Consider the following 19,456-nt stretch of genomic DNA (forward strand, 5'->3'; position numbering starts at 1 on the left):
GTGTGAGTGGGGCTCGTCGCGCGAGCCCCTTGGTCGTCCGTCCAAGGAGAGGGCTCATGATCGATTCTCTTGTCACGCTCGTCGTCGACCTGTCCGGAGGCATGGCCGCGCTCGGCATCGTGCTGTTCACGGTGGCCGTACGGCTGCTGTTGCTGCCGTTGAGCGTCCGCCAGGCGCGGGCGGTGAAGGTGCGCGAACGGCTCGCACCCAAGCTGCGCGCGCTGCGCGCACGCCACGGACGCGACCCCCAGCGCATGTCGAAGGAGCTGTCGGCGCTGTACGCCGCAGAAGGCAGCTCGCCGTTCGCCGGGATCGTCCCCTCGCTGGCGCAGGTGCCGTTCATGTGGCTGATGTACCGGGTGGCCACACACCCGACCGCACTGGTGGGGCATGACCTGTTCGGGGCGCCACTGGGACAGCAGGTGGCGGGGCTGGTCACGCATTACGGTCTGGTCAGCGGTCCCATTTTGGTCTTCGTCGTTGTCGTCGTCATGGTCGCGGCGGTGGCGTGGTTCTCGGCCCGTCAGATCAAGGTGAGCGAGGAGCTGCCGGGGTCGGTGCGGAGAATCTCGAAGCTGCTGCCGTACGGGGCGGTGGTGGCGACCCTGGTGCTGCCGCTCGCGGCGGGGCTGTACCTGCTCGTCTCCACGGCGTGGGCCACGGGAGAGCGCGCCGTGCTGGCTAGCCGGCCTCTCTGAGCGCCGCCACCTGCCCGTTCATCGTCGGTGCCGGGGCGGGCAGTACGGCCCACACCGTGGTCGTGTCGCCGTCGTGCCTGACCCCCCAGCTCTCGGCGACGTACTCCACGATGCCGAGCCCGCGCCCGCCGAGCGACGAGAGAGTGGGACGGCCCGCGCGCGGCTCGGTCGCCGAACCGCCGTCGCTCACCGCCACCTCGATGTGGTCCTCGCTGCGCAGCCACGCCACCCGCACCATGCCTGACGGCAGCGGATGCGCGTGCCGGAGCGCGTTGCTCAGGAGTTCGCTCACCACGAGCACGGCGTCGTCGATGGCAGTGGAGAAGACGCCACACTCCTGCAGGTCAGTGCTCAGACGCTGGCGGGCAACGGCGACGCTGGACGGCGCGTACGGCAACAGCACCACGCTTGACACACCCACCTCCCCGTTCACCCGTGCCCCCCGCGGGAACACTCCCCGGTACGACCGAAATGCCCCGTTACTCAATCCCAGAAACCGCATCTCGATCACAGCTTGTACACATTGGACGATAGGCCAGCGGAACTGTGACCACCTCGTTACCGCATCGGTGTGTCGGATCGGATAGAGGAAGTGCCACGCAGAACGAGCCGCATCCTCGTGCCACCCCCGGGTCGCGCATGAGCGCTGACGTCTCCCCCCTGTGCCCTGGCCAGACTGCGGACGATGTAGAGCCCGAGCCCCACTCCACCAAACCTTCTCCGGTCGCCGCTGTCCACCTGGACGAAGCGCTCAAAGATGCGCTCACGGTCAGGCGGTGCGATACCGACGCCCTCGTCGTCGACCACCACGACGACGTTCTCGTCCTCCAGCCAGGCCGCCACGCTGATCAGGCCGCCCTGCGGCGAGTACTTGAAGGCGTTCTCCAGCAGCTGCCCCAGCACGATGTCGGTCGCCAGCGCGTCCCCCAGCACGTACGGCAGCCCGTCGGGGACCCGCACCTCGACGCGGTGCCGGTCGGACAGCGCGGGCAGCCCCAGCGTGGCGCCCTCGATCCGCTCGGCCAGGTCGAACGCCTCGATGCGCACCTTCAGCTCGTCGGCCCCCGCCCGCGCCCCGAGCAGCAGGTGGTCCATCAGCTCGCCGAGCGAGCGCGACCGCTCGGCGATCGTCCGCACGGCCGAGCGCCGTTCGGCGTCGCTCATCTTGTCCCAGCGCGCGTCGAGCGTGCCAGCGAAGCCGCGCACGATCGTGATCGGCGTGCGCAGCTCGTGGCTGGTCGTGGCGAGGAACAGGTCCTTGGCCTCCTCCAGCTCCTTGGCCGCGGTCACGTCGCGGAAGTCGACGACCAGCTCGCCGGTCTCCTCGATCCGGGCGCCCACCACGTCGAGCCAGCGCCCGTTGGCGAGCTGGTAGGTGACCTTCTCGCCCGCCGCCGGCACCGGGAACGGCGGCTCGCTGCCGACCACCGACTCGGCGGGCAGCCCGGTGAGCGCCGCGGCGGCCGGGTTCCACCGGATCACGCGCGCCTCCTGGTCGAGCACGGCGATGCCGTCGGCGCTGGCGTCGAAGACGGCCCGCTCGTGCGCCCGCTGGCGTACCGCCTCCTGGTAGGCGACGGCGTTGCGCACGGCGATGCCGGCGTGGCCCGCGAGCAGCTCCAGCAGCTCCAGCTCCAGGTGCCCGGGGGTGCTCCTGGCGAACAGCGCGTACAGGGCGCCGTACGGGCGGCCGCCGACGGCCGCGAGGCCGAGCGCGATCGTGTGCAGGCCGGGCAGGCGCGCCCACACCAGGTCGCCCAGGTCGCCCGACTGCAGCAGGACGGTCCTGCCCGTCCGTAAGAGCTTGTCCACGAGGCTCGTGCGCAGGTCGGTCGTGGTGCCCCTGAGCGTCTCCGGCAGCTGGTACGTGCTCACCAGCCGCAGCCGATCGCCCTCGATCAGCACGAACCCGCCCGCGTCTGCCCCGGTCAGCTCCGTGAGGCTGGCCGAGATCCGGTCGAGCACGGCCGGCAGCTCCAGCTCGGAGTTGACGTCGGCGACCACGTCGGTGAGACGGCGGACGAGCCTGGCCCGGCGCGCCATCCGGTGCCCGGCGAGCTCGTCGGCCCGCGCGCTGTGGTGGACGCAGACGTAGCCCGCCACGGCGCTGCCGAGGCGCAGCGAGCCGATGTCGACGCGCAGGTCGAGCACGGTGCCGTCGCGGTGGAGCCGCTTGGTGCGCAGCGACACCGGCTCGCCCGTGCGGACGCGCTCCAGCACGGCGTTGTGCTCGGCGACCAGCTCGTCAGGAACGATCGGCGCGCGCCGCCCGAGCACCTCGTGCGCCGGGTAGCCGAACATGCGCTCGGCGGCGTCGTTCCAGACCAGGACGGTCTGGTCACGGTCGAGCGCGACGACGGCGTTGGGTGAGCTGGCGAGCACCGCGCTGGCGATCTCGTCGTCACTACCGGCCCATTGGTCCCCCACGCCTCCATAGTGCCCGTGGCGCGGCGGGTCCGTCGGGCGATCCGTCCGATACGCTGCGGTCACGGTGATTCTCGACAGGTGAGGGAGGGTGATGAGCATGTCGAGTTCCGATCTCGACGCCCTGCTGCGGGTGACCTCCAGCACCTATCGGGGCGGCTCGCCGCCCGCCATCGCGTTCGGCACCTACGACGGCGCGGTGGGCCGGCTCGTGCTGGCCGTGACCGTCAAAGGCATCGCCGCGTGCAGCTTCGAGCCGGAGAACGACGTGTTCGAGCTGGTCACCAGGCATGTGGGCGACTACATCGGCCCCGACCCGCGCCGCCTCGACCCCGTGCGCCGCGAGCTCGACGCGTACTTCTCCGGACGGCTGCGCGCCTTCGCCACCCCGGTCGACCTGTCGCTCGCCACGGCCTTCGCCCGTACGGTGCTGCAGAAGACCATGGGCGTCCCGTACGGCACCACGACGTCGCTTGAGGAGATCGGCGACAGCATCGGCCGGCCGCGCGCGCTGCGGGCGATCGGCAACGCGTTGGCCTCCAACCCCGTCTGCGTGATCGTCCCGTGTCACCGGGTGGTGCGGGCCGACGGGTCGCTCGGCGACTACGCGGGGGGCGCGGCCGCCAAGCAGCACCTGCTCAACGTCGAACGGCGGGCCTCAGCGGGCTGAGGAGCGCCGCCGCGCCGTACCGGCCAGGAGACCGATCAGGAGGGTCACGAGGGCCGCGACGACCGCGCCGCCGAGGGCGCCGTTCATCCACGGCTCACGGGTGAAGCCGATGGCGTCGCGCAGGTCCGTCCAGATCTGGTCCCAGCCGGGCAGGGTCGGGGTGGAGGTGGTCAGCCAGTACGCGACGAAGCCGAGCGCCCACGGCACGAGCATCGACCAGCGCGAGGGCGCGTCTTCGGCGGTGTTCCACGAGCGGGAGCCGCCGAAGAGGAAGTAGTCGACGGCGAGCACCGCGAACATCGGCACGAACACCGCACCGATCACGCCGAGGAACGCGCCGTAGGAGTTGACGTCCACCACCAGGGCGATCGCCGTGGTGAGCACGCCGATGGCGACGGAGAAGACCCGCCGGTCCACACGCGGCAGGAGGTTCTGCAGCGACATGGTGGTGGAGTAGACGTTCGCGAACGACTGGTCGGTCTCGCGCAGCGTGAGGACGGCGAAGAACAGCACGCCCAGCGGTACGGCCACGAACGGCCCGAAGACCGACGTCGAGTCTGCCGCCACCGCGTCGGCGCCCGCGATCGCCACCGCGTACACGCCGAGCCCGAGGCAGGCGACCTGCGCCAGCGTGTACCCGCCGACCACGCCGGTGAAGGCGGCGCCGCTCGAGCGGGAGTGCCGGGCGAAGTCGGCGGCCACCGGCACCCACGACACCGACAGTGCGATCACGTAGTCGACGGCGGGGGCGAACGCCTCCCACGAGCCGCCCGTGTACGCGGGCGCGTCCGACACGAGGTGCCAGGTGAACCAGATCATCGACACGATCACGCCGATGGTGACGTACCTGCGCAGCACGCGGATCGAGCCGAGCGGCCAGATCGCGAGCGCGGTGGTGAGCACGCCCGCGAGGATGACCCACACCTGGTACGGCACCCCGCCGAACATCGCGGACGCCGCCTTGGCGATCACCCACAGCTCGAAGGCCCCCCAGCCGAGCATCTGCACGATGTTCAGGACCGTGGGGACGTACGACACCTTGGCGCCGAACAAGCCGCGCAGCAGCACCATGGCCGGGCTGCCGGTCTGGGTGCCGGGGACGGCCGCCAGGCCCACCATGGCCGTGCCGATGAGACTGCCGACCACGGTCGCGACGAGCGCGGCGGTGAGCGAGAGCGGCGCGTCGCCGAGGGGGTTGATCAGGAACAGCGCCCCGGAGAAGCCGAGGAGGCTCACCCCCAGGTTGGCCCAGAGGGCGCCCTGGTCGAGGACGCCCAGGGTCTTCGGCGGCCGCCCTTCGAGGGTGAGGGGGACTTCTTCCACGCCGTGCGTCATCGCACACTCCCTACGCCGGCATTATCCGGACAGGTTCGTGCGGTCGGCGACGGCACTCAGTCGCCCTCTCAGCCTGGTAGCCCCAAGCTCCCGCGTTGACACGTAACGCAAAAACGGGTTCAACCCGCTTTTACCGCCCCTATGATGCCCTACTGCCTACGGGATGGCCAGAGTGGGTTCAGGCGACGTACGGGGGCGTGCCGCCCTCGCTCACCATCGCGCGGCCCGCGGCCTCCCACGACTGCATGCCGCCCGCGACGTTGACCGCGTCGCGGCCGAGCTGGTTGAGCCACGCGGCGACCTGGAACGACCGGCCGCCCGCCCGGCAGACCACGTAGACCGTGCGGCCGGCGGGGACCTCGTCGACCCGGCCCTGGATCTGGGTCATGGGGATGTGGACGGCCTCCGGCGCGTGCCCGGCCACCCATTCGTCCTGCTCGCGGACGTCGAGCAGGTAGGCGTCGGAGGGAAGGGCACTGGCCTCGATCTCAGGAACGGTCATGCCTCCATCATCGCGGGTCGCGCGCAGTGGGCCGTACGGAAGCTCACTTGAGCAGGCGCGACATGCGGCGGTCCGCGAGGGGCTTGCCGCCCGTCTGGCAGGTGGGGCAGTACTGCAGCGAGGAGTCGGCGAACGACACCTCGCGGATGGTGTCGCCGCACACGTCGCACGGCTGCCCGGCGCGGTTGTGGACGCGCAGCCCCGACTTCTTCTCGGCCTTGAGGTCTTTGGCGGCGAGCCCGTGAGCGCGCTCGACGGCGTCGCGCAGGGTGGTGACGATGGCCTCGTGCAGGTCGGCGATCTGCTCGTCGGTGAGCGTCGCGGCGATCTTGAACGGTGACATCTTCGCCGCGTGCAGCACCTCGTCGGAGTAGGCGTTGCCGATGCCGGCGACCACCTTCTGGTCGCGCAGCAGGCCCTTGATCTGGGTGCGGTTGCCGCCGACGATGCGCTTGAGCGCCTCGACGGTGAAGGACTCGTCGAGGGGGTCGGGGCCGAGGGCGGCGACGCCGGGGACATCGTCCGGATTTTTCGTGACATAGACGGCGAGCCGCTTCTGCGTGCCCGCCTCCGTCAGCTCGAACCCCGGCGCAAGCCCCTCCTCGTCGGGCGCCAGCCGTACGCGTACCGCCAGCGGACCCTTGCCAGGACGGACGGGCTTCGCGCCCGAGAGATCGTCGCGCCAGCGCAGCCAGCCCGCACGGGCCAGGTGGATGACCAGGTGGAGGCCGTCGCAGTCGAGGTCGAGGAACTTGCCGTGGCGCGTCACCCCGGTGACGGTCAGCCCGCCGAGCGCGGTGACCGGCGGGTCGAACGTCTTGAGCGCCTGGATCGCGACCACGTCGACGCCCAGGATCGTGCGGCCCACCGCCCGCTCGCGCAGGAAACCGGTGAGCGACTCAACTTCGGGAAGCTCCGGCATGCCCCCAGAGTACGGTCCTAGCGGGGCACGTCCCAGAAGGCCAGCTCGTGCGCCATGCCCTCGGTGAACAGCGCCTCGGCCCGCGCCGGGTCCGGGTCGGCCTCGTCGATCATCTGCGCGATCCGCGCGGCGAGCGCCGCGAACCCCGGGTCGGCGTACGTGTCCACCCAGGCGCGGTAGCGCGGCTCGGCGGGCGGGTTCTCGGCCAGGATCCGTCCCAGCTGCGAATAGCCCCACATGCACGGGTACAGCGCCGCCAGCCCCTCCCCGTACGTCGCCGCCGATTCCAGCAGGAACGACGTGTACGCCGCGCACGCCGGCCCCTTCCTCGCCCCCTCCAGGTCGGCGCCGAACTCGGCCGACATCCCGCGGTGCAGGTCCAGCTCGTCGTGGTACGTGGCGTGCGCCAGGTCAACCAGGTCGCCCACGTGGGCGTCCGGCGCCTGCCAGGCCAGCCGCGCGAACACGCGCACGTAGTCGAGCAGGAACAGGTAGTCCTGCTCCAGCCACGAGCGGAACACCGGCTCCGGCAGGTCACCGCGGGCGATCCCGGCGACCGTCGGGTGGTCGAGCTGGGCCTGGAGGAGCGGGCGCCCGACCGCGTGCAACTTCTCCGCAATGCTCATGTCTGGGAGGTTAGTGTCGAAGCATGTCGGTGACGATCGCGGAAGAGCTTCTCCTGCTGGCCCACAGCGACGACCAGGGCAAGTCGCTGATCAACGCGATGCAGCTCGACCCGGCCCTCGCCGGGGCGCTGCTCGCCGAACTGGCCGTCCACGAACGGCTGGAACTGTCGGACAAGAAGGTGACGGTCAAGGACGCGTCCCCGACGGGCGACGCCGAACTCGACGCCGTCCTGACCCGCGTCGCCGGACAGGCGAGGAGCCGCAGCCCCCTCTGGTGGATCCAGAAGCTGCAGTCGGGCGGGACACGCCGGCGCCTGCTGACCAGGCTGGTGGCCTCGGGCGTGCTCACCGAGGAGCGTGGGAAGGTGCTCGGCGTCTTTCCCGTCACCCGCTGGCCGGAGGCCCACCACGGCGTCGAGGCGGACGTCCGTGAGCGCGTCTCGGCCGTGCTGGCGGGCGCCACCCCCGACGCCCGTACGGCCGTCCTCATCGCCCTCACCCATGCGGTCCACCTCACCCGCAAGGCGTTCCCCGACGCCGACAAGGCCCGCGTCAAGGAGATCGCCGAGGGCGCCTGGGCGGCGGACGCGGTGGCGAAGTCGATCGCCGCGGCCACGTCCGCCGCCATGACCGCCGTCCTGGCGGCCACCGTCGTCACCGCCGCGAGCTGACACCGGACGGGGGACGGGCCGCGCGGTGCCCTACCAGGTCCGCGCGGCCCCGGTCGTGCGCCGCCGTCAGCCGGTGGTGCCGTCGAGGATGTTCTGCGGCACCGGCTTGTCGTCCTTCAGGGCGTTGAAGATCGCGAGGGCCTTGGTGCGGTCCCACTTGATCGCCGTGCCGCCGCCGGGGATGATCTCCTCGCCGCCGAACGGCACCACCGTCGTCACCGGGCTGTCGCCCATCGCCAGGCCCAGCGAGAGCATGTTGAGCGCCCCCGTGCCGGAGTCGACCTCGACCGCGTCGGTCGCGCTCATCGCCAGCGGGATCGAGGTGAACGGGTTGAGCAGCACCCCGGGGCTGGCCGCCTTCTTCACGACCGCGCCCAGGAACTGCCGCTGCCGCTTCGTCCGCTCGAAGTCGGGCAGCGCGCCTCCCTTGCGGGTGCGGACGAAGCCGAGGGCCTGCGACCCGTTGAGCACCTGCCGGCCCTTCTTGAGCTTCAGGCCCGCCTTGGGGTCGCTGACGGCGGCCGGCACGTTGATCTCGACGCCGCCGACCGCGTCGACGATGCCGACGAAACCGGCGAAACCGATCTCCATGTAGTGGTCGATGTGCACGCCGGTGACCGTCTCGACGGTGCGGGCCAGCAGCTTCGGACCACCGATGGCGTACGCGGCGTTGAGCTTGTTGCGGCCGTGGCCCGGGATGCTCACGGCCGAGTCGCGCGGCAGGCTGATCAGGGTCGGCTTGTCACTGCCCTCGGGGATGTGCAGCAGCATCATCGAGTCGGTGCGCTGACCGGCGGCCCGGCCGGTGGCGAGTTTCCTGCGCTGCGCGGCCGTCAGGCCCTTGCGGCTGTCGGAGCCGACGAGCAGCCAGTTGGTGCCAGGGGTGTCGGCCGGACGGCCGTCGTAGTCGTCGAGGACGCCGTCGATGCCCGCCAATCTGGAATCGATCCAGAAGAACAGGCCCACGCCGGCCACCAGCAGCACGACGAGCAGCCCGGCGAGGATCTTCAGGATGGTGCCGGCGGAGATGCGCTTGCGCGGCCCACCAGGGGGCCGCTGCGCCGGGTCGTCGCGGCGGCCGAGCGGCTTGACCGGGCTTCTCCCTGCTCGCTCCTTGCCGTACACCCGTGACCGCGACCGCGGCGGTTCGCCGCCCGGCGGTTCTGGGTTCTGGGGGGCGGCGGGAAGCCTGTGGGTGGGCGCTCCCCCGGCCGACGGCCTCGGGTGCGCGGGAACGCCTCCCGAACGCACGCCGTCGCCGGGCCGCGGTGGCAGCGGGCGGCCATCACCCGGCGAGCGAATGGCTCGCGTGCGATCGTCGTCAGACACTTCGCCTTCTCCCCTTCGTTTTGTCATAAACGCTACGTCCAACCACGAGCAGTGAAGACGCCCCGCCAAGGTTTCGCCATGGAAAAGTACGCGGAACAAGCCGAGTGTGACCCCGGAAACATCAAGGCCAACCCCGTCGTTACGGTTATGGACAACCGCTATCGAAGGGATGATCGTGTCCGCTCCGGACCCATGGAGTCTTTGCCCGTGCTCAGGCACGGGTTCCTCTGAGGGCTCACTGCGGTGAGCGCCTATCTCGGGCTACTGGCCCTCGTCCTCCTCACAGCTGCGACCGGCTATTTCGTCGCCCAGGAGTTCGCCTTCGTCGCCGCCGACCGCGGCGTCCTCCGTGAGCAGGCCGCCGCCGGTGACGCCGCCGCGGAGAAGGCGCTCCGTGTGACTTCCCGTCTCTCCTTCATGCTTTCCGGGGCCCAGCTCGGCATCACCGTCACGGCCCTGCTCGTCGGATTCCTGGCCGAGCCCGCCATCGCGACCATCGTCCGTCCCTGGCTGACCGGCCTCGGGCTGCCCGACGCGATGATCACGTGGGTGTCCGTCGCCGCCGGCGTCTTCGTGGCCACCATCGTCCAGATGGTGCTCGGCGAGCTGGCCCCCAAGAACCTCGGCATCAGCAGGCCCGAGCCGGTCGCCAAGTATCTGGCCGGTTCGACGCTCGTCTACCTCACCATCGCCGGCCCGATCATCCGGCTGTTCGACTCGGCCGCCTCCGGGCTGCTGCGGCGCGTCGGCATCGAGCCGGTCGAGGAGGTCGAGCACGGCGCCACCCCCGAGGAGCTGTCGCGCATCATCGCGGAGTCGAGCCAGGCGGGCGAGCTGCCCCCGCGCCTTTCGGAACTGCTCGAACGCGCTCTTGAGTTCGGCGACCGCACGGCGGAGGAGATCATGGTGCCTCGCCCGCGGGTGGTCGCGCTGCGCGCCTCACAGCCCATCTCCGACCTGCTCGACGCCATGCGCGAGTGCGGTCACTCCCGCTTCCCTGTGCTCGGCGACGACGGCGACGTGGCCGGCGTCACCGGCGTACGCGAGCTGATCGCCTCCGGCCTGGACACCGGCCCGATCGGCGACGTCACCCGCCCGGCCCTGCTGGTTCCCGACTCGGTCCCGCTGCCCGCCGTCCTCGACCGCATGCGCGTCGCGAGGGACGACATCGCGTGCGTCATCGACGAGTACGGCGGCCTGGCCGGCGTCATCACCATCGAGGACCTCGCGGAAGAGCTGGTCGGCGAGCTCGTCGACGAGAACGACCCCGAGCCCGCGGGCGCGGTGCGGCACCCGGACGGCGCCTGGGAGGTTCCCGGCCGGCTGCGCCTCGACGAGGTCGAACGCGCGACCGGCGTGAAACTGCCGGAGAGCGACGACTACGACACCCTCGCCGGCCTGGTCCTGGCCAGGCTCGGCCGCATGCCCAACCCCGGAGACACGCTGACCGTGCCCCTCACCCCCGACTCCGACCCGTTCGCCGAGGACGCCGAGGACGAGCACCTGGCCCAGCTCACGGTCATGTCGCTGGCCCGCCGGGTGCCCGAATGGGTGCGGGTGGTCCCGATGCAGCACGCGGAGGCCCGCCGATGAGCATGATCCTGCTGAGCCTCGTACTGCTCGCGCTCAACGCGCTGTTCGTGGCCGCCGAGTTCGCCTTCGTCTCCTCGCGGCGCCACCGCCTGGAGGAGATGGCCGTGGGCGGCAACCGCCTCGTCAGGATGGCCGCCAAGTCGGCGGTGGCCGGCGGGCGGCGGCTGTCGCTCATGCTGGCCGGCGCCCAGCTGGGCATCACCCTGTGCACGCTGGGGCTCGGCCAGGTGACCGAGCCCGCGATCGAGCACTACCTGGAGCCCGTCTTCGCCGCGGTCGGCATCCCCGAGGCACTGCGGCTGCCGATCGCGCTCACGCTGGCCCTGGCCCTGGTCACGTTCCTGCACATGGTGGTGGGCGAGATGGCCCCGAAGTCGTGGGCGCTCACCCACCCGGAGCGGGCGGCGCTGCTGCTGACGTTCCCGTTCCGCGCCTTCACCACGGTGATGAGGCCGCTGCTCACGTCGCTCAACACGCTGACCAACCTCATCCTGCGCCTGTTCGGCGTCCAGCCCCGCGACGAGCTGGCGACGACGCGCACCCCTCGCCAGCTCGCGATGCTGGTCGGCGAGTCCGGCCGCATGGGCCTGCTGGACCGCGAGGAGCACGACCTGCTCACCCGGGCCCTGCGGCTGGACGACGAGGGCATCGAACGCCTGATGGTCCCGATCGCGGACGCGGTGTCGGTCCCGGCCACGGCCGGCTCGGAGCAGATCAGGGCGACCGCTGCGCGCAGCAAGCACCTGCGGCTCCTGGTGGAGGGCCAGAACGGCGTCGAGGGCGTCCTGCACGCCCGCGAGGCGCTCCTGAACGCCGGCGGCACGGCCGCGTCGTTCGCCCGCCCCATCCCCAGCCTGCTGTGCACCACACAGGTCCCTGAGGCGGTCACGGCGCTGCAGGAGGCGCGATCTCACCTCGCCCTGGTGACGAACCAGGACGGCACGGTCATCGGGATGGTGAGCCTCACCGACCTCGTAGGCGAACTCCTCGACACCCGCGCCGCCTGAGTGTGACGGAAAACACAGGCCCGGAAGGCGCGTAAGTCACCATAAAGCGGCTTGCAACCCTCCGGGCCTACCCTCCGAAGGCCCCCGGAGTCGTACAAGACCTTGCCGAAAAGAGGAGAGCCCTCTTGCGCTCACCCCCACACTTCGCCAATGTGGTCTGCCAGACAGACCGCACGAGAGCACCAACGGCCCACGACCCGGCCGTGGAGCCACACCAGCCACACCAAGGCGAAACACGAAGGCAAGCCCGGCACCATCAGCAAGCCGGAACGGTCGTACCAAGAGAAGGTCGGCAACGATCGTGAGAACAGCAACCAGAACCCGGTTGCGACGGGGGTCCGGGGGCTCCGCCCCCGGGAGCGCAGCGTCTCACCTGGGGGTCCGGGGGTTACCCCCCGGTGTAAATGACGAGGGGACCCGCGGAAGCCGACCTGTAAGGCCGGCGACCAAGAGTCCCCAGTCACCGAGTGGGCGAGGAGGGATTTGAACCCTCACGTCCTTTCGGACACACGGACCTGAACCGTGCGCGTCTGCCGTTCCGCCACCCGCCCTTGTGGGTGCGGAAAGAACACTAGCACGGAACAGCCACTGGTACTGAACCCGGATACGATCGCATAAGACACGGGAGCGGAGGAGCTGGGCGCGACTGCCGACGAGCGCCTTTGACACCGTCACGTGGAACGAGCGGGAACCGGGCGCCGGAGGCGTCTGGGGGCCGCGATCATATGCACGGAGGAAGGGAGGTACCCGGTGGGAGTCCTTCAGCGCTTCGAGCGCAGGCTCGAAGGGTTGGTTGAGGGAGCCTTTGCGCGGGCGTTCAAATCTGACCTTCAGCCGGTCGAGGTCGCCAGCGCGGTTCAGCGGGAGATGGATGAGCGTGCGGCCATCGTCGCTCAGGGTCGCACGCTCGTGCCCAACGACTTCGTGGTGGAGTTGTCCACGACCGACAGCGAACGGCTCGAGGTCTACGCCGACAGCATCAGCCACGAACTGGCCAACCTCGCCAGGGAGTACGCCAAGGAGCAGGGCTACTCCTTCGTGGGACCGGTCCGGGTCCGCTTCGAGACGGCCGGCGACCTGGCTGTGGGATTGTTCCGCATCCGGTCGGGGGTCATTCGCGGGGCGACGGTCGAGCAGGACGAGATCCGCCAGCCGGCGAGCGACCTGCCCCCGTCGAGGCCCAACGCGTTCCACGGGCGACCGCGCCTGCTGGTGTCCACCCAGGACGACCCGCAGGGCGACCGCTCCTACGAACTCACCACCCCGGTGACACTGCTCGGCAGGGGCACCGACTGCGATCTCCGTCTCGTCGACCCGGGCGTCTCACGGCACCACGCCGAGTTGCGCGTCGAGGGCCAGACCGTGGCCCTCGTGGATCTCGGTTCGACGAACGGCACTTTTGTCAACGGCCAGCCGGTACGCAGGATCGAGCTCCAGAACGGCACGCGAGTGACGCTGGGACGCACGACTCTGGTGTTCCGGCGCGATCAGGGGTAGACAGACGGTCCATGTCCGAGCTCACGCTGCTGCTGATCCGGCTCGCTTTCCTGGCGGTGCTGTGGTTCTTCGTCATTGCCGCAGTCGGCGTGATCCGGACTGACTTGTTCGGCTCACGCACCGAAACCGTCGGCGGGGGACGCAAGGCCGCGAAGCCCGCCCGACCTGTGGCGAAACCCAAGAACAAGAAGGGCGAGCCACGCCAGCTCATCGTCACGGGTGGCCCTCTCCAGGGCACCACCATCAACCTCACGGAGACGCCCATCACCATAGGCCGGGCCAGCGACTCCACGCTGGTAGTCAGCGACGACTACGCTTCCAGTCGGCATGCCCGGCTCTTTCCTCAGGACGGTCAGTGGATCGTGGAAGATCTCGGTTCGACCAACGGCACGTATCTCGACCGCTCGAAAGTCACCCGTCCGACCCCGGTGCCGCTCGGTGTTCCGATCCGCGTCGGCAAGACAGTCATTGAATTGCGCAAATGACCATCGCACTCCGCTACGCCGCCCGCTCGGACGTCGGCCTCCTCCGCGAAGGGAACGAGGACTCGGCGTACGCTAGCGGCCGCCTGCTCGCCGTCGCCGACGGCATGGGCGGGCACGCACACGGCGAGGTGGCGAGCTCAGTCGCCATCGCCGCCATGGCCTCTCTTGAAGAGGCCCCACAGGGGGGCGACCTGCTCAACTCCATCGAGGCAGCGGTACGCGACGCCAACCGCAGGCTGCACGAGATGGTGGGGCGGGATCCCAGCCTCAAGGGCATGGGTACGACTCTCACGGCCATGTTCTGGAACGGCACCCAGGTCGCATTGGTGCATGTCGGCGACTCGCGCGCCTACCTGCTCAGGCGCGGGGAGCTCTACCAGATCACCCACGACCACACGCTGGTGCAGCAGCTCGTCGACGACGGGCGCATCACGCCTGACGAGGCCGCCACGCATCCGCAGCGTTCGATCCTGCTGCGGGCGCTCGACGGCAGCGGCGAGGTCGACCCCGACCTGACGCTGCGTGAGGCGCAGGTCGGCGATCGTTACCTGCTGTGCTCCGACGGGTTGTCGGGTGTGGTGAGCGCGGAGACGCTGCACGCCACGCTGACCAACATCGACGACCCGGAAGAGGTGGTTCGCCAGCTCATCGACCTGGCGAACCGCGGCGGCGGTCCCGACAACATCACCTGCGTGCTGGCCGACGTCGTCGACCTGGGCGAAGTGCAGCAGGTTTCCGCGGAGGCGGCCGTCGTCGGCGCCGCGGGCATGGGCCGGCTGCACGAGAACCCCCAGGACACCTCGCCGGGGCGAGCCGGCGCGGTGACCGCACCCCAGCCGGTGCTCACCGACGACGACGCGTTCGACGAGCCGACCGCCCAGGCGGTCCGGCGGCCGGGCAAGCGTCGTCGTCTGTGGCCCGTCCTGGTCACCGTGCTCGGTATCGGCATCGCCGGCGTGAGCGCCGGCGTCTACTTCGGATACCAGTGGACTCAGGACCAGTTCTTCGTCGGTGCCAGGGGCGACGAGGTGGTCGTGTTCCAGGGGATCAAGAAGGAGGTGGGGCCGTTCCAGCTCTTCTCCGTCTCCCGTGCCACGGGCAAGCAGCTCTCCCGGCTCTCGGAGGCGGATCAGGCGCTGATCAAGGGCGGCATCCCCGTCACCACCGAAGCCGAAGGCATCACGAGGATCAACGGTTTGAAGTTCGAGGGCTCCCAGGGCGACACAGAAGCCGACACCAAGGTCAAGGCCGACACCGAAACCGGTGCCGACAACGAGACCGCCGCGGAGCCGGACACCTCTGCGACGCCGTCGGCGACCCCCACGCCCACGAAGACGAGACAGCAGCGGTAGATGAGCGAAGTCGACGTCTCCCCCGTCCCGATGCCGGCCAAGCGGCGCGGCGCGCAGCTGCTCATGCTCGCGCTCGCGGTGGCCATCGTCATGGGCGCGTACGCCAACGTGGGTCTGGCGCTCGACGGTCAGGTTCCGTCGGGCATGCTGACGTACGGGCTGAGCCTGGGCGGGCTGATGCTGGCCGCCTATCTGGTGCTGGCCAAGTTCGCGCCGTGGGCCGACCCGCTGATCCTGCCGCTGGTGACGCTGGTCAACGGGCTCGGGCTGGTGATGATCTACCGGTTGTCGGAGTCCGACTCCAACACCGGCAAGCTCGCCTCGCCCAACTCGCAGCTGCTGTGGACGCTCGTCGGCATCGTGCTGTTCAGCCTCACGCTGATCTTCCTGCGCGACCACCGCGCGCTGCAGCGGCTGACCTACACCGCCGGCGCGGTGGGGGTGTTCCTGCTGGTCTCGCCGCTGATCCCGTTCATCGGCCGGGAGATCAACGGCGCCCGCATCTGGGTCGGCGTCCCTGGCGTTTCCGCGGCGCAGATCCAGCCGGCCGAGTTCGCCAAGCTGGCGCTGGTCGTCTTCTTCGCCGGCTATCTGGTGGCCAAGCGCGACGTGCTCGCGCTCGCCGGCCGCCGGCTGCTCTTCATCGACCTGCCGCGGGCGCGCGACCTAGGCCCGGTGCTCATCATCTGGGGCGTCAGCCTCGGCGTCCTGGTGATGCAGAAAGACCTGGGCTCCTCGCTGCTGCTGTTCGGCACGTTCATCGCGATGCTCTACATCGCGACCCAGCGCAGCTCGTGGGTCATCATCGGCATCCTGCTCTTCGTCGGCGGCGCGATCCTGGCCGGCATGGTCTTCGACCACGTCCAGCAGCGTTTCGAGGTCTTCCTCAACCCCTCCGACCCCGAGCTGTTCCGGCGCGTCGGCGGCAGCGAGCAGCTCATGCAGGGGCTGTTCGCCCTCGGCTCAGGCGGCATCCTCGGCACGGGGCTCGGTCAGGGGCACCCCGAGCTGATCCCGCTGGCGTTCTCCGACTTCATCTTCAGCGCCACGGGCGAGGAGCTCGGGCTGACCGGGCTGATGGCGCTGCTCATGGTGTACGCGCTGATCGTCGAGCGCGGCCTGCGCACGGCGCTCGCGGCCCGCGACCCGTTCTCGAAGCTGCTGGGCGGCGGCCTGTCGTTCATCCTGGCCTGGCAGGTGTTCATCATCGTCGGCGGCGTGACGAACCTCATCCCGCTGACCGGCCTGGTCACGCCGTTCATGTCGCAGGGCGGTTCTGCCTTGCTGGCTAACTGGATCCTTATCGCGCTTCTGGTACGCATGTCAGACTCGGCCAGACGCCCCCCGCCCCAAGCGATCCAGAACGAGGGTATGACTCAGGTGTTCCAGCGATGAACCGCACACTGAAGCGCGTGGCGGTGGCCTGTCTGGCCATGTTCGCCCTCCTGATGATCAACGTGAACGTGAAGCAGGCGGTGCAGGCGGAAGACCTCCGCACGGACGCTCGCAACGTACGGAACTTCTTCGACCGGTACGCCATCGAGCGCGGGCGCATCACGGCAGGCGGCAAGGTGATCGCCGAGTCCGTCGAGACCGACAGCAACCAGTTCCGGTTCGTCAGGAAATATCCTGACGCCAAGCTCTACGCCCACGTCACCGGGTTCTTCTCACCCGAGAGCGCGGAGGCGATCGAGGCGTCCGAGAACGACCTGCTCGACGGTTCCAGCGCCGACCTGCTGCTGCGGCGCAGCATCGACCTGTTCACCGGCGAGCCGACCAAGGGCGCCAACGTCGAGCTCACGATCAACCCGAAGGCCCAGAAGGCCGCCTACGACGCGCTGCGTTCGAGCGGCAAGCGGGGCGCGGTGCTGGCGCTCAACCCGAAGACCGGGGCGATCCTCGCGATGGTCTCGCTGCCCACCTACGACCCGACCGAGCTGTCGGGCACCGACAAGGGCAAGGTCTTCACCCGCTACGACGAGCTGGCCGCCGACAAGAGCCAGCCGCTGCTCAACCGGACGATCGCGCAGACGTACCCGCCTGGGTCGACGTTCAAGGTGGTCACGGCGGCGGCCTACCTGGAGGAGGACTCCTCGCGCGGCCCCGAGACCCTGGTCGACGCGCCGCAGCGGCTGCCGCTGCCCAACACCAACATCAGCCTGCCCAACTCGGGCGGCGCGGCGTGCGGCACGGGCCGCGTGACGCTGCAGTTCGCCTTGGAGCGGTCCTGCAACACGCCGTTCGGCAAGATCGGCATGGAGGTCGGCTTCGACGCGCTGAAGGAGCAGACCGAGAAGTTCGGCATGGGCGAGCCGCTCGGCGTGCCGATGCGGGTGGCGCAGAGCGACTTCGGCAAGGACTACGACAAGGCCGCGCTGGCCATGGCCTCCATCGGGCAGCGCGACAACCGGATGACGCCGCTGCAGATGGCCATGATCGCGGCGGGCATCGCCAACGACGGCGTGGTCATGAAGCCGTACCTCGTGAACGAGATCACTGACGCCAAGGGCGACGCGATCGAGGAGGCCGACCCGGACGAGCTGTCCGAGGCGGTCAGTCCCGAGACGGCGGGCAAGCTGCGCGACATGATGGTCAGCGTCGTCGACAACGGCACGGCAAACCTGGCGCAGGTTCCAGGCGTCAAAGTAGCGGGCAAGACAGGCACCGCGGAGACCTCCGACGGACAACCTCCGCACGCCTGGTTCATCTCCTTCGCGCCCGCGAACGACCCGCAGGTGGCTCTCGCGGTCATCGTCGAGTCCGGCGCGGCCAACGTCGGCGCGGAGGCGTCCGGCGGGCACACCGCCGCGCCGATCGCCAAGGCCGTGCTGGAGGCGGTGCTGAACAAGTGAGTGACGGTAACCTGCTAGGTCATGCGGCTTCGTAACCGCTACCTGCTGATCTCCCGTATCGCCGCGGGCGGTATGGGGGAGGTCTGGCGCGCGCGCGACGAGCTGCTCGGGCGCGAGGTCGCGGTGAAGATCCTGCGCAGCCACATCCACGCCGACCCCACGTTCCTGGAGCGGTTCCGCAACGAGGCGCGCATCACCGCGGCGCTGGCCGACCCCGGAGTGGCGCAGATCTTCGACTACGGCGAGGAGAACGATCTCGCCTACCTCGTGATGGAGCTGGTGCACGGCGAGCCGTTGTCGGCCGTCCTGGGGCGTAACGGCGCTCTCGGGGCCGAGGTGACGCTCGACGTCGTCCACCAGACGGCCAAGGCGCTGCACGCGGCGCACTCGGCGGGCATCATCCATCGCGACATCAAGCCGGGCAACCTGCTGGTGACGCCCGACGGCGTCATCAAGGTGACCGACTTCGGCATCGCGCGCGCCCTGGAGGCGGCTCCGGTGACGCAGACCGGCACCGTCCTCGGCACGGCCCAGTACGTCAGCCCGGAGCAGGCGCAGGGTTTCGTGCTCACGCCCTCGACCGACCTGTACTCACTGGGCGTGGTCGCGTACGAGTGCCTGGCCGGGCGCACGCCGTTCCAGGGTGACAACCAGGTGGCGATCGCGCTGCAGCACCTGAACGAGGCGCCGCCGCCGCTCGGGGCGGACGTTCCCGCGCCGGTGCGCGACTTCGTGCTGGCGCTGCTCGCCAAGGAGCCAGGGCAGCGGCCGCCGAGCGCCCTCAGCGTGGCGAACCGGGCGTACGTGCTGCGTGAGTCGCTGGCCGAAGCCGGGCGCGGCACCGAGCTCAGCATGCTGACCGACCCCGGGGGCTTTCCCGTACGCGAGCCAGGCGCCGCTCCGGGCGGCGCGGGCGACTTCTCTGCCGCCTCCGGCTCCTTCCACGGACGCGAGGCCGCTTCGAGCTCCTTCGGGGGTCGACTCGACGCTGACGCGCGGGAGGCCGGCGATCTCGCCCCTGCCACCGCGCTGCAGCGGCGGGCGCACGGCCGGCCGCGCCGGGGTGTACGGGCGTTGGCGCTGGTGGCGGCGGCGGGCTGTGTGGCGGCGGCGGGGTTCACGGCGATCACCTTCGCCAACCCGCAGCCGCCGTCGAGGCCACCCGAGGTGGCCGAGCCGTCGCCGACGCCGAAGGTGCGGAAACCGACCCGGACCGTGCAGCCCACCAGGCCGTCGCCGATCAGGACACGGACACGGCGACCGCCGGTTGTTCCGATGAAGTCGCCAAAACCTATACCCTCACGTTCGGCTACGGTAAGCAAGTCGGCAACCCCAACGGTGAGGCCGACGACGCCCGATCCGGAGCCGACGACCCGAACCCCTACGCCCACTCCGACCCCAACGCCCACAATTACACCGACAACTCCGACACCTACCGCCTCGCCGGACCCGGGTGACACAAACCCGCCCAAGGAGGAGACGTGATGCGCCAT

General features: G+C 70.1%; 18 protein-coding genes, 1 tRNA gene and 1 riboswitch. Of the genes, 11 read left to right on the forward strand and 8 right to left on the reverse strand.

Features of this window, described 5'->3' with window-relative positions:
• Nucleotides 1-56: 56 nt before the first annotated feature.
• A complete protein-coding gene (locus tag BLR04_RS26125) occupies nucleotides 57-698 on the forward strand; it encodes a YidC/Oxa1 family membrane protein insertase (RefSeq protein ID WP_090770068.1) in 642 nt (213 codons plus the stop codon).
• Here BLR04_RS26125 and BLR04_RS26130 read toward each other — a convergent pair.
• Both BLR04_RS26130 and BLR04_RS26135 read right to left on the reverse strand, forming a co-directional pair.
• The gene (locus BLR04_RS26130) at nucleotides 682-1,113 is read right to left on the reverse strand and encodes an ATP-binding protein (protein ID WP_245740535.1); all 432 of its coding nucleotides are present in this window, start codon (nucleotides 1,111-1,113) and stop codon (nucleotides 682-684) included. The two genes, BLR04_RS26125 and BLR04_RS26130, sit on opposite strands and share 17 nt — an antisense overlap.
• A gap of 143 nt (nucleotides 1,114-1,256) precedes the next feature.
• Nucleotides 1,257-3,125, reverse strand: coding sequence for a sensor histidine kinase (locus BLR04_RS26135; protein WP_245740537.1), 1,869 nt, complete (start codon nucleotides 3,123-3,125; stop codon nucleotides 1,257-1,259).
• 97 nt (nucleotides 3,126-3,222) lie between these two features.
• On the opposite strand from BLR04_RS26135, the gene BLR04_RS26140 reads away from it, so the two are divergent.
• A complete protein-coding gene (locus BLR04_RS26140; RefSeq protein ID WP_090770074.1) occupies nucleotides 3,223-3,792 on the forward strand; it encodes a methylated-DNA--[protein]-cysteine S-methyltransferase in 570 nt (189 codons plus the stop codon).
• Here BLR04_RS26140 and BLR04_RS26145 read toward each other — a convergent pair.
• From BLR04_RS26145 to BLR04_RS26160, 4 genes are all read right to left on the reverse strand, one after another.
• Nucleotides 3,781-5,127, reverse strand: a complete 1,347-nt coding sequence (locus tag BLR04_RS26145; protein ID WP_090770076.1) for a purine-cytosine permease family protein — start codon at nucleotides 5,125-5,127, stop codon at nucleotides 3,781-3,783. The genes BLR04_RS26140 and BLR04_RS26145 overlap by 12 nt on opposite strands.
• Nucleotides 5,118-5,231: riboswitch (TPP riboswitch) on the reverse strand. It overlaps the preceding gene by 10 nt.
• A gap of 74 nt (nucleotides 5,232-5,305) precedes the next feature.
• Nucleotides 5,306-5,629: a rhodanese-like domain-containing protein gene (locus BLR04_RS26150; RefSeq protein WP_090770078.1), complete on the reverse strand. Its 324-nt coding sequence runs from the start codon at nucleotides 5,627-5,629 to the stop codon at nucleotides 5,306-5,308.
• Nucleotides 5,630-5,672: 43 nt separating this feature from the next.
• Complete coding sequence (locus tag BLR04_RS26155; protein ID WP_090770080.1) at nucleotides 5,673-6,551, reverse strand: Fpg/Nei family DNA glycosylase; 879 nt, start codon at nucleotides 6,549-6,551, stop codon at nucleotides 5,673-5,675.
• A gap of 17 nt (nucleotides 6,552-6,568) precedes the next feature.
• On the reverse strand, nucleotides 6,569-7,177 hold the full coding sequence (locus tag BLR04_RS26160; RefSeq protein WP_090770082.1) for a TenA family protein: 609 nt from the start codon (nucleotides 7,175-7,177) through the stop codon (nucleotides 6,569-6,571).
• 23 nt (nucleotides 7,178-7,200) lie between these two features.
• Between BLR04_RS26160 and BLR04_RS26165 the strand changes: the two genes are divergently transcribed.
• The gene (locus BLR04_RS26165; protein WP_090770084.1) at nucleotides 7,201-7,848 is read left to right on the forward strand and encodes a GOLPH3/VPS74 family protein; all 648 of its coding nucleotides are present in this window, start codon (nucleotides 7,201-7,203) and stop codon (nucleotides 7,846-7,848) included.
• Nucleotides 7,849-7,914: 66 nt separating this feature from the next.
• Here BLR04_RS26165 and BLR04_RS26170 read toward each other — a convergent pair whose 3' ends face one another.
• Nucleotides 7,915-8,973, reverse strand: a complete 1,059-nt coding sequence (locus tag BLR04_RS26170; protein WP_245740539.1) for an LCP family protein — start codon at nucleotides 8,971-8,973, stop codon at nucleotides 7,915-7,917.
• Between the two features lie 447 nt (nucleotides 8,974-9,420).
• Here BLR04_RS26170 and BLR04_RS26175 point away from each other — a divergent pair, with 447 nt between their 5' ends.
• Together BLR04_RS26175 and BLR04_RS26180 are read left to right on the forward strand one after the other, a co-directional pair.
• Complete coding sequence (locus BLR04_RS26175; protein WP_090770086.1) at nucleotides 9,421-10,770, forward strand: hemolysin family protein; 1,350 nt, start codon at nucleotides 9,421-9,423, stop codon at nucleotides 10,768-10,770.
• Nucleotides 10,767-11,777, forward strand: coding sequence for a hemolysin family protein (locus BLR04_RS26180; RefSeq protein ID WP_090770088.1), 1,011 nt, complete (start codon nucleotides 10,767-10,769; stop codon nucleotides 11,775-11,777). Before BLR04_RS26175 ends, BLR04_RS26180 begins: the two co-directional genes overlap by 4 nt.
• A 468-nt stretch (nucleotides 11,778-12,245) precedes the next feature.
• On the opposite strand, the gene BLR04_RS26185 is transcribed toward BLR04_RS26180, so the two are convergent.
• Nucleotides 12,246-12,328: transfer RNA gene (locus tag BLR04_RS26185), tRNA-Leu, on the reverse strand.
• A 199-nt stretch (nucleotides 12,329-12,527) separates the two neighbouring features.
• On the opposite strand from BLR04_RS26185, the gene BLR04_RS26190 reads away from it, so the two are divergent.
• Genes BLR04_RS26190 through BLR04_RS26215 form a run of 6 tightly spaced genes read left to right on the forward strand, consistent with a single transcriptional unit; the run spans nucleotide 12,528 to nucleotide 19,448 of the window.
• Nucleotides 12,528-13,274 (forward strand): FHA domain-containing protein, encoded by a 747-nt coding sequence (locus BLR04_RS26190; protein WP_090770090.1) that lies wholly within the window; start codon nucleotides 12,528-12,530, stop codon nucleotides 13,272-13,274.
• Nucleotides 13,275-13,285: 11 nt separating this feature from the next.
• Nucleotides 13,286-13,759: an FHA domain-containing protein FhaB/FipA gene (locus BLR04_RS26195; protein WP_090770092.1), complete on the forward strand. Its 474-nt coding sequence runs from the start codon at nucleotides 13,286-13,288 to the stop codon at nucleotides 13,757-13,759.
• Nucleotides 13,756-15,111: a Stp1/IreP family PP2C-type Ser/Thr phosphatase gene (locus tag BLR04_RS26200; RefSeq protein WP_090770093.1), complete on the forward strand. Its 1,356-nt coding sequence runs from the start codon at nucleotides 13,756-13,758 to the stop codon at nucleotides 15,109-15,111. Before BLR04_RS26195 ends, BLR04_RS26200 begins: the two co-directional genes overlap by 4 nt.
• Entirely contained in the window at nucleotides 15,112-16,506 is a 1,395-nt protein-coding gene (locus BLR04_RS26205) for an FtsW/RodA/SpoVE family cell cycle protein (RefSeq protein ID WP_090770095.1), read from the forward strand. It begins immediately after the preceding gene.
• On the forward strand, nucleotides 16,503-17,963 hold the full coding sequence (locus tag BLR04_RS26210) for a peptidoglycan D,D-transpeptidase FtsI family protein (RefSeq protein WP_090770097.1): 1,461 nt from the start codon (nucleotides 16,503-16,505) through the stop codon (nucleotides 17,961-17,963). Before BLR04_RS26205 ends, BLR04_RS26210 begins: the two co-directional genes overlap by 4 nt.
• Nucleotides 17,964-17,984: 21 nt before the next feature.
• Complete coding sequence (locus BLR04_RS26215; RefSeq protein ID WP_090770099.1) at nucleotides 17,985-19,448, forward strand: serine/threonine-protein kinase; 1,464 nt, start codon at nucleotides 17,985-17,987, stop codon at nucleotides 19,446-19,448.
• The last annotated feature ends 8 nt before the right edge of the window (nucleotides 19,449-19,456 follow it).

The sequence above is a fragment of the Nonomuraea maritima genome, from assembly GCF_900100395.1.
GTDB lineage: Bacteria > Actinomycetota > Actinomycetes > Streptosporangiales > Streptosporangiaceae > Nonomuraea > Nonomuraea maritima.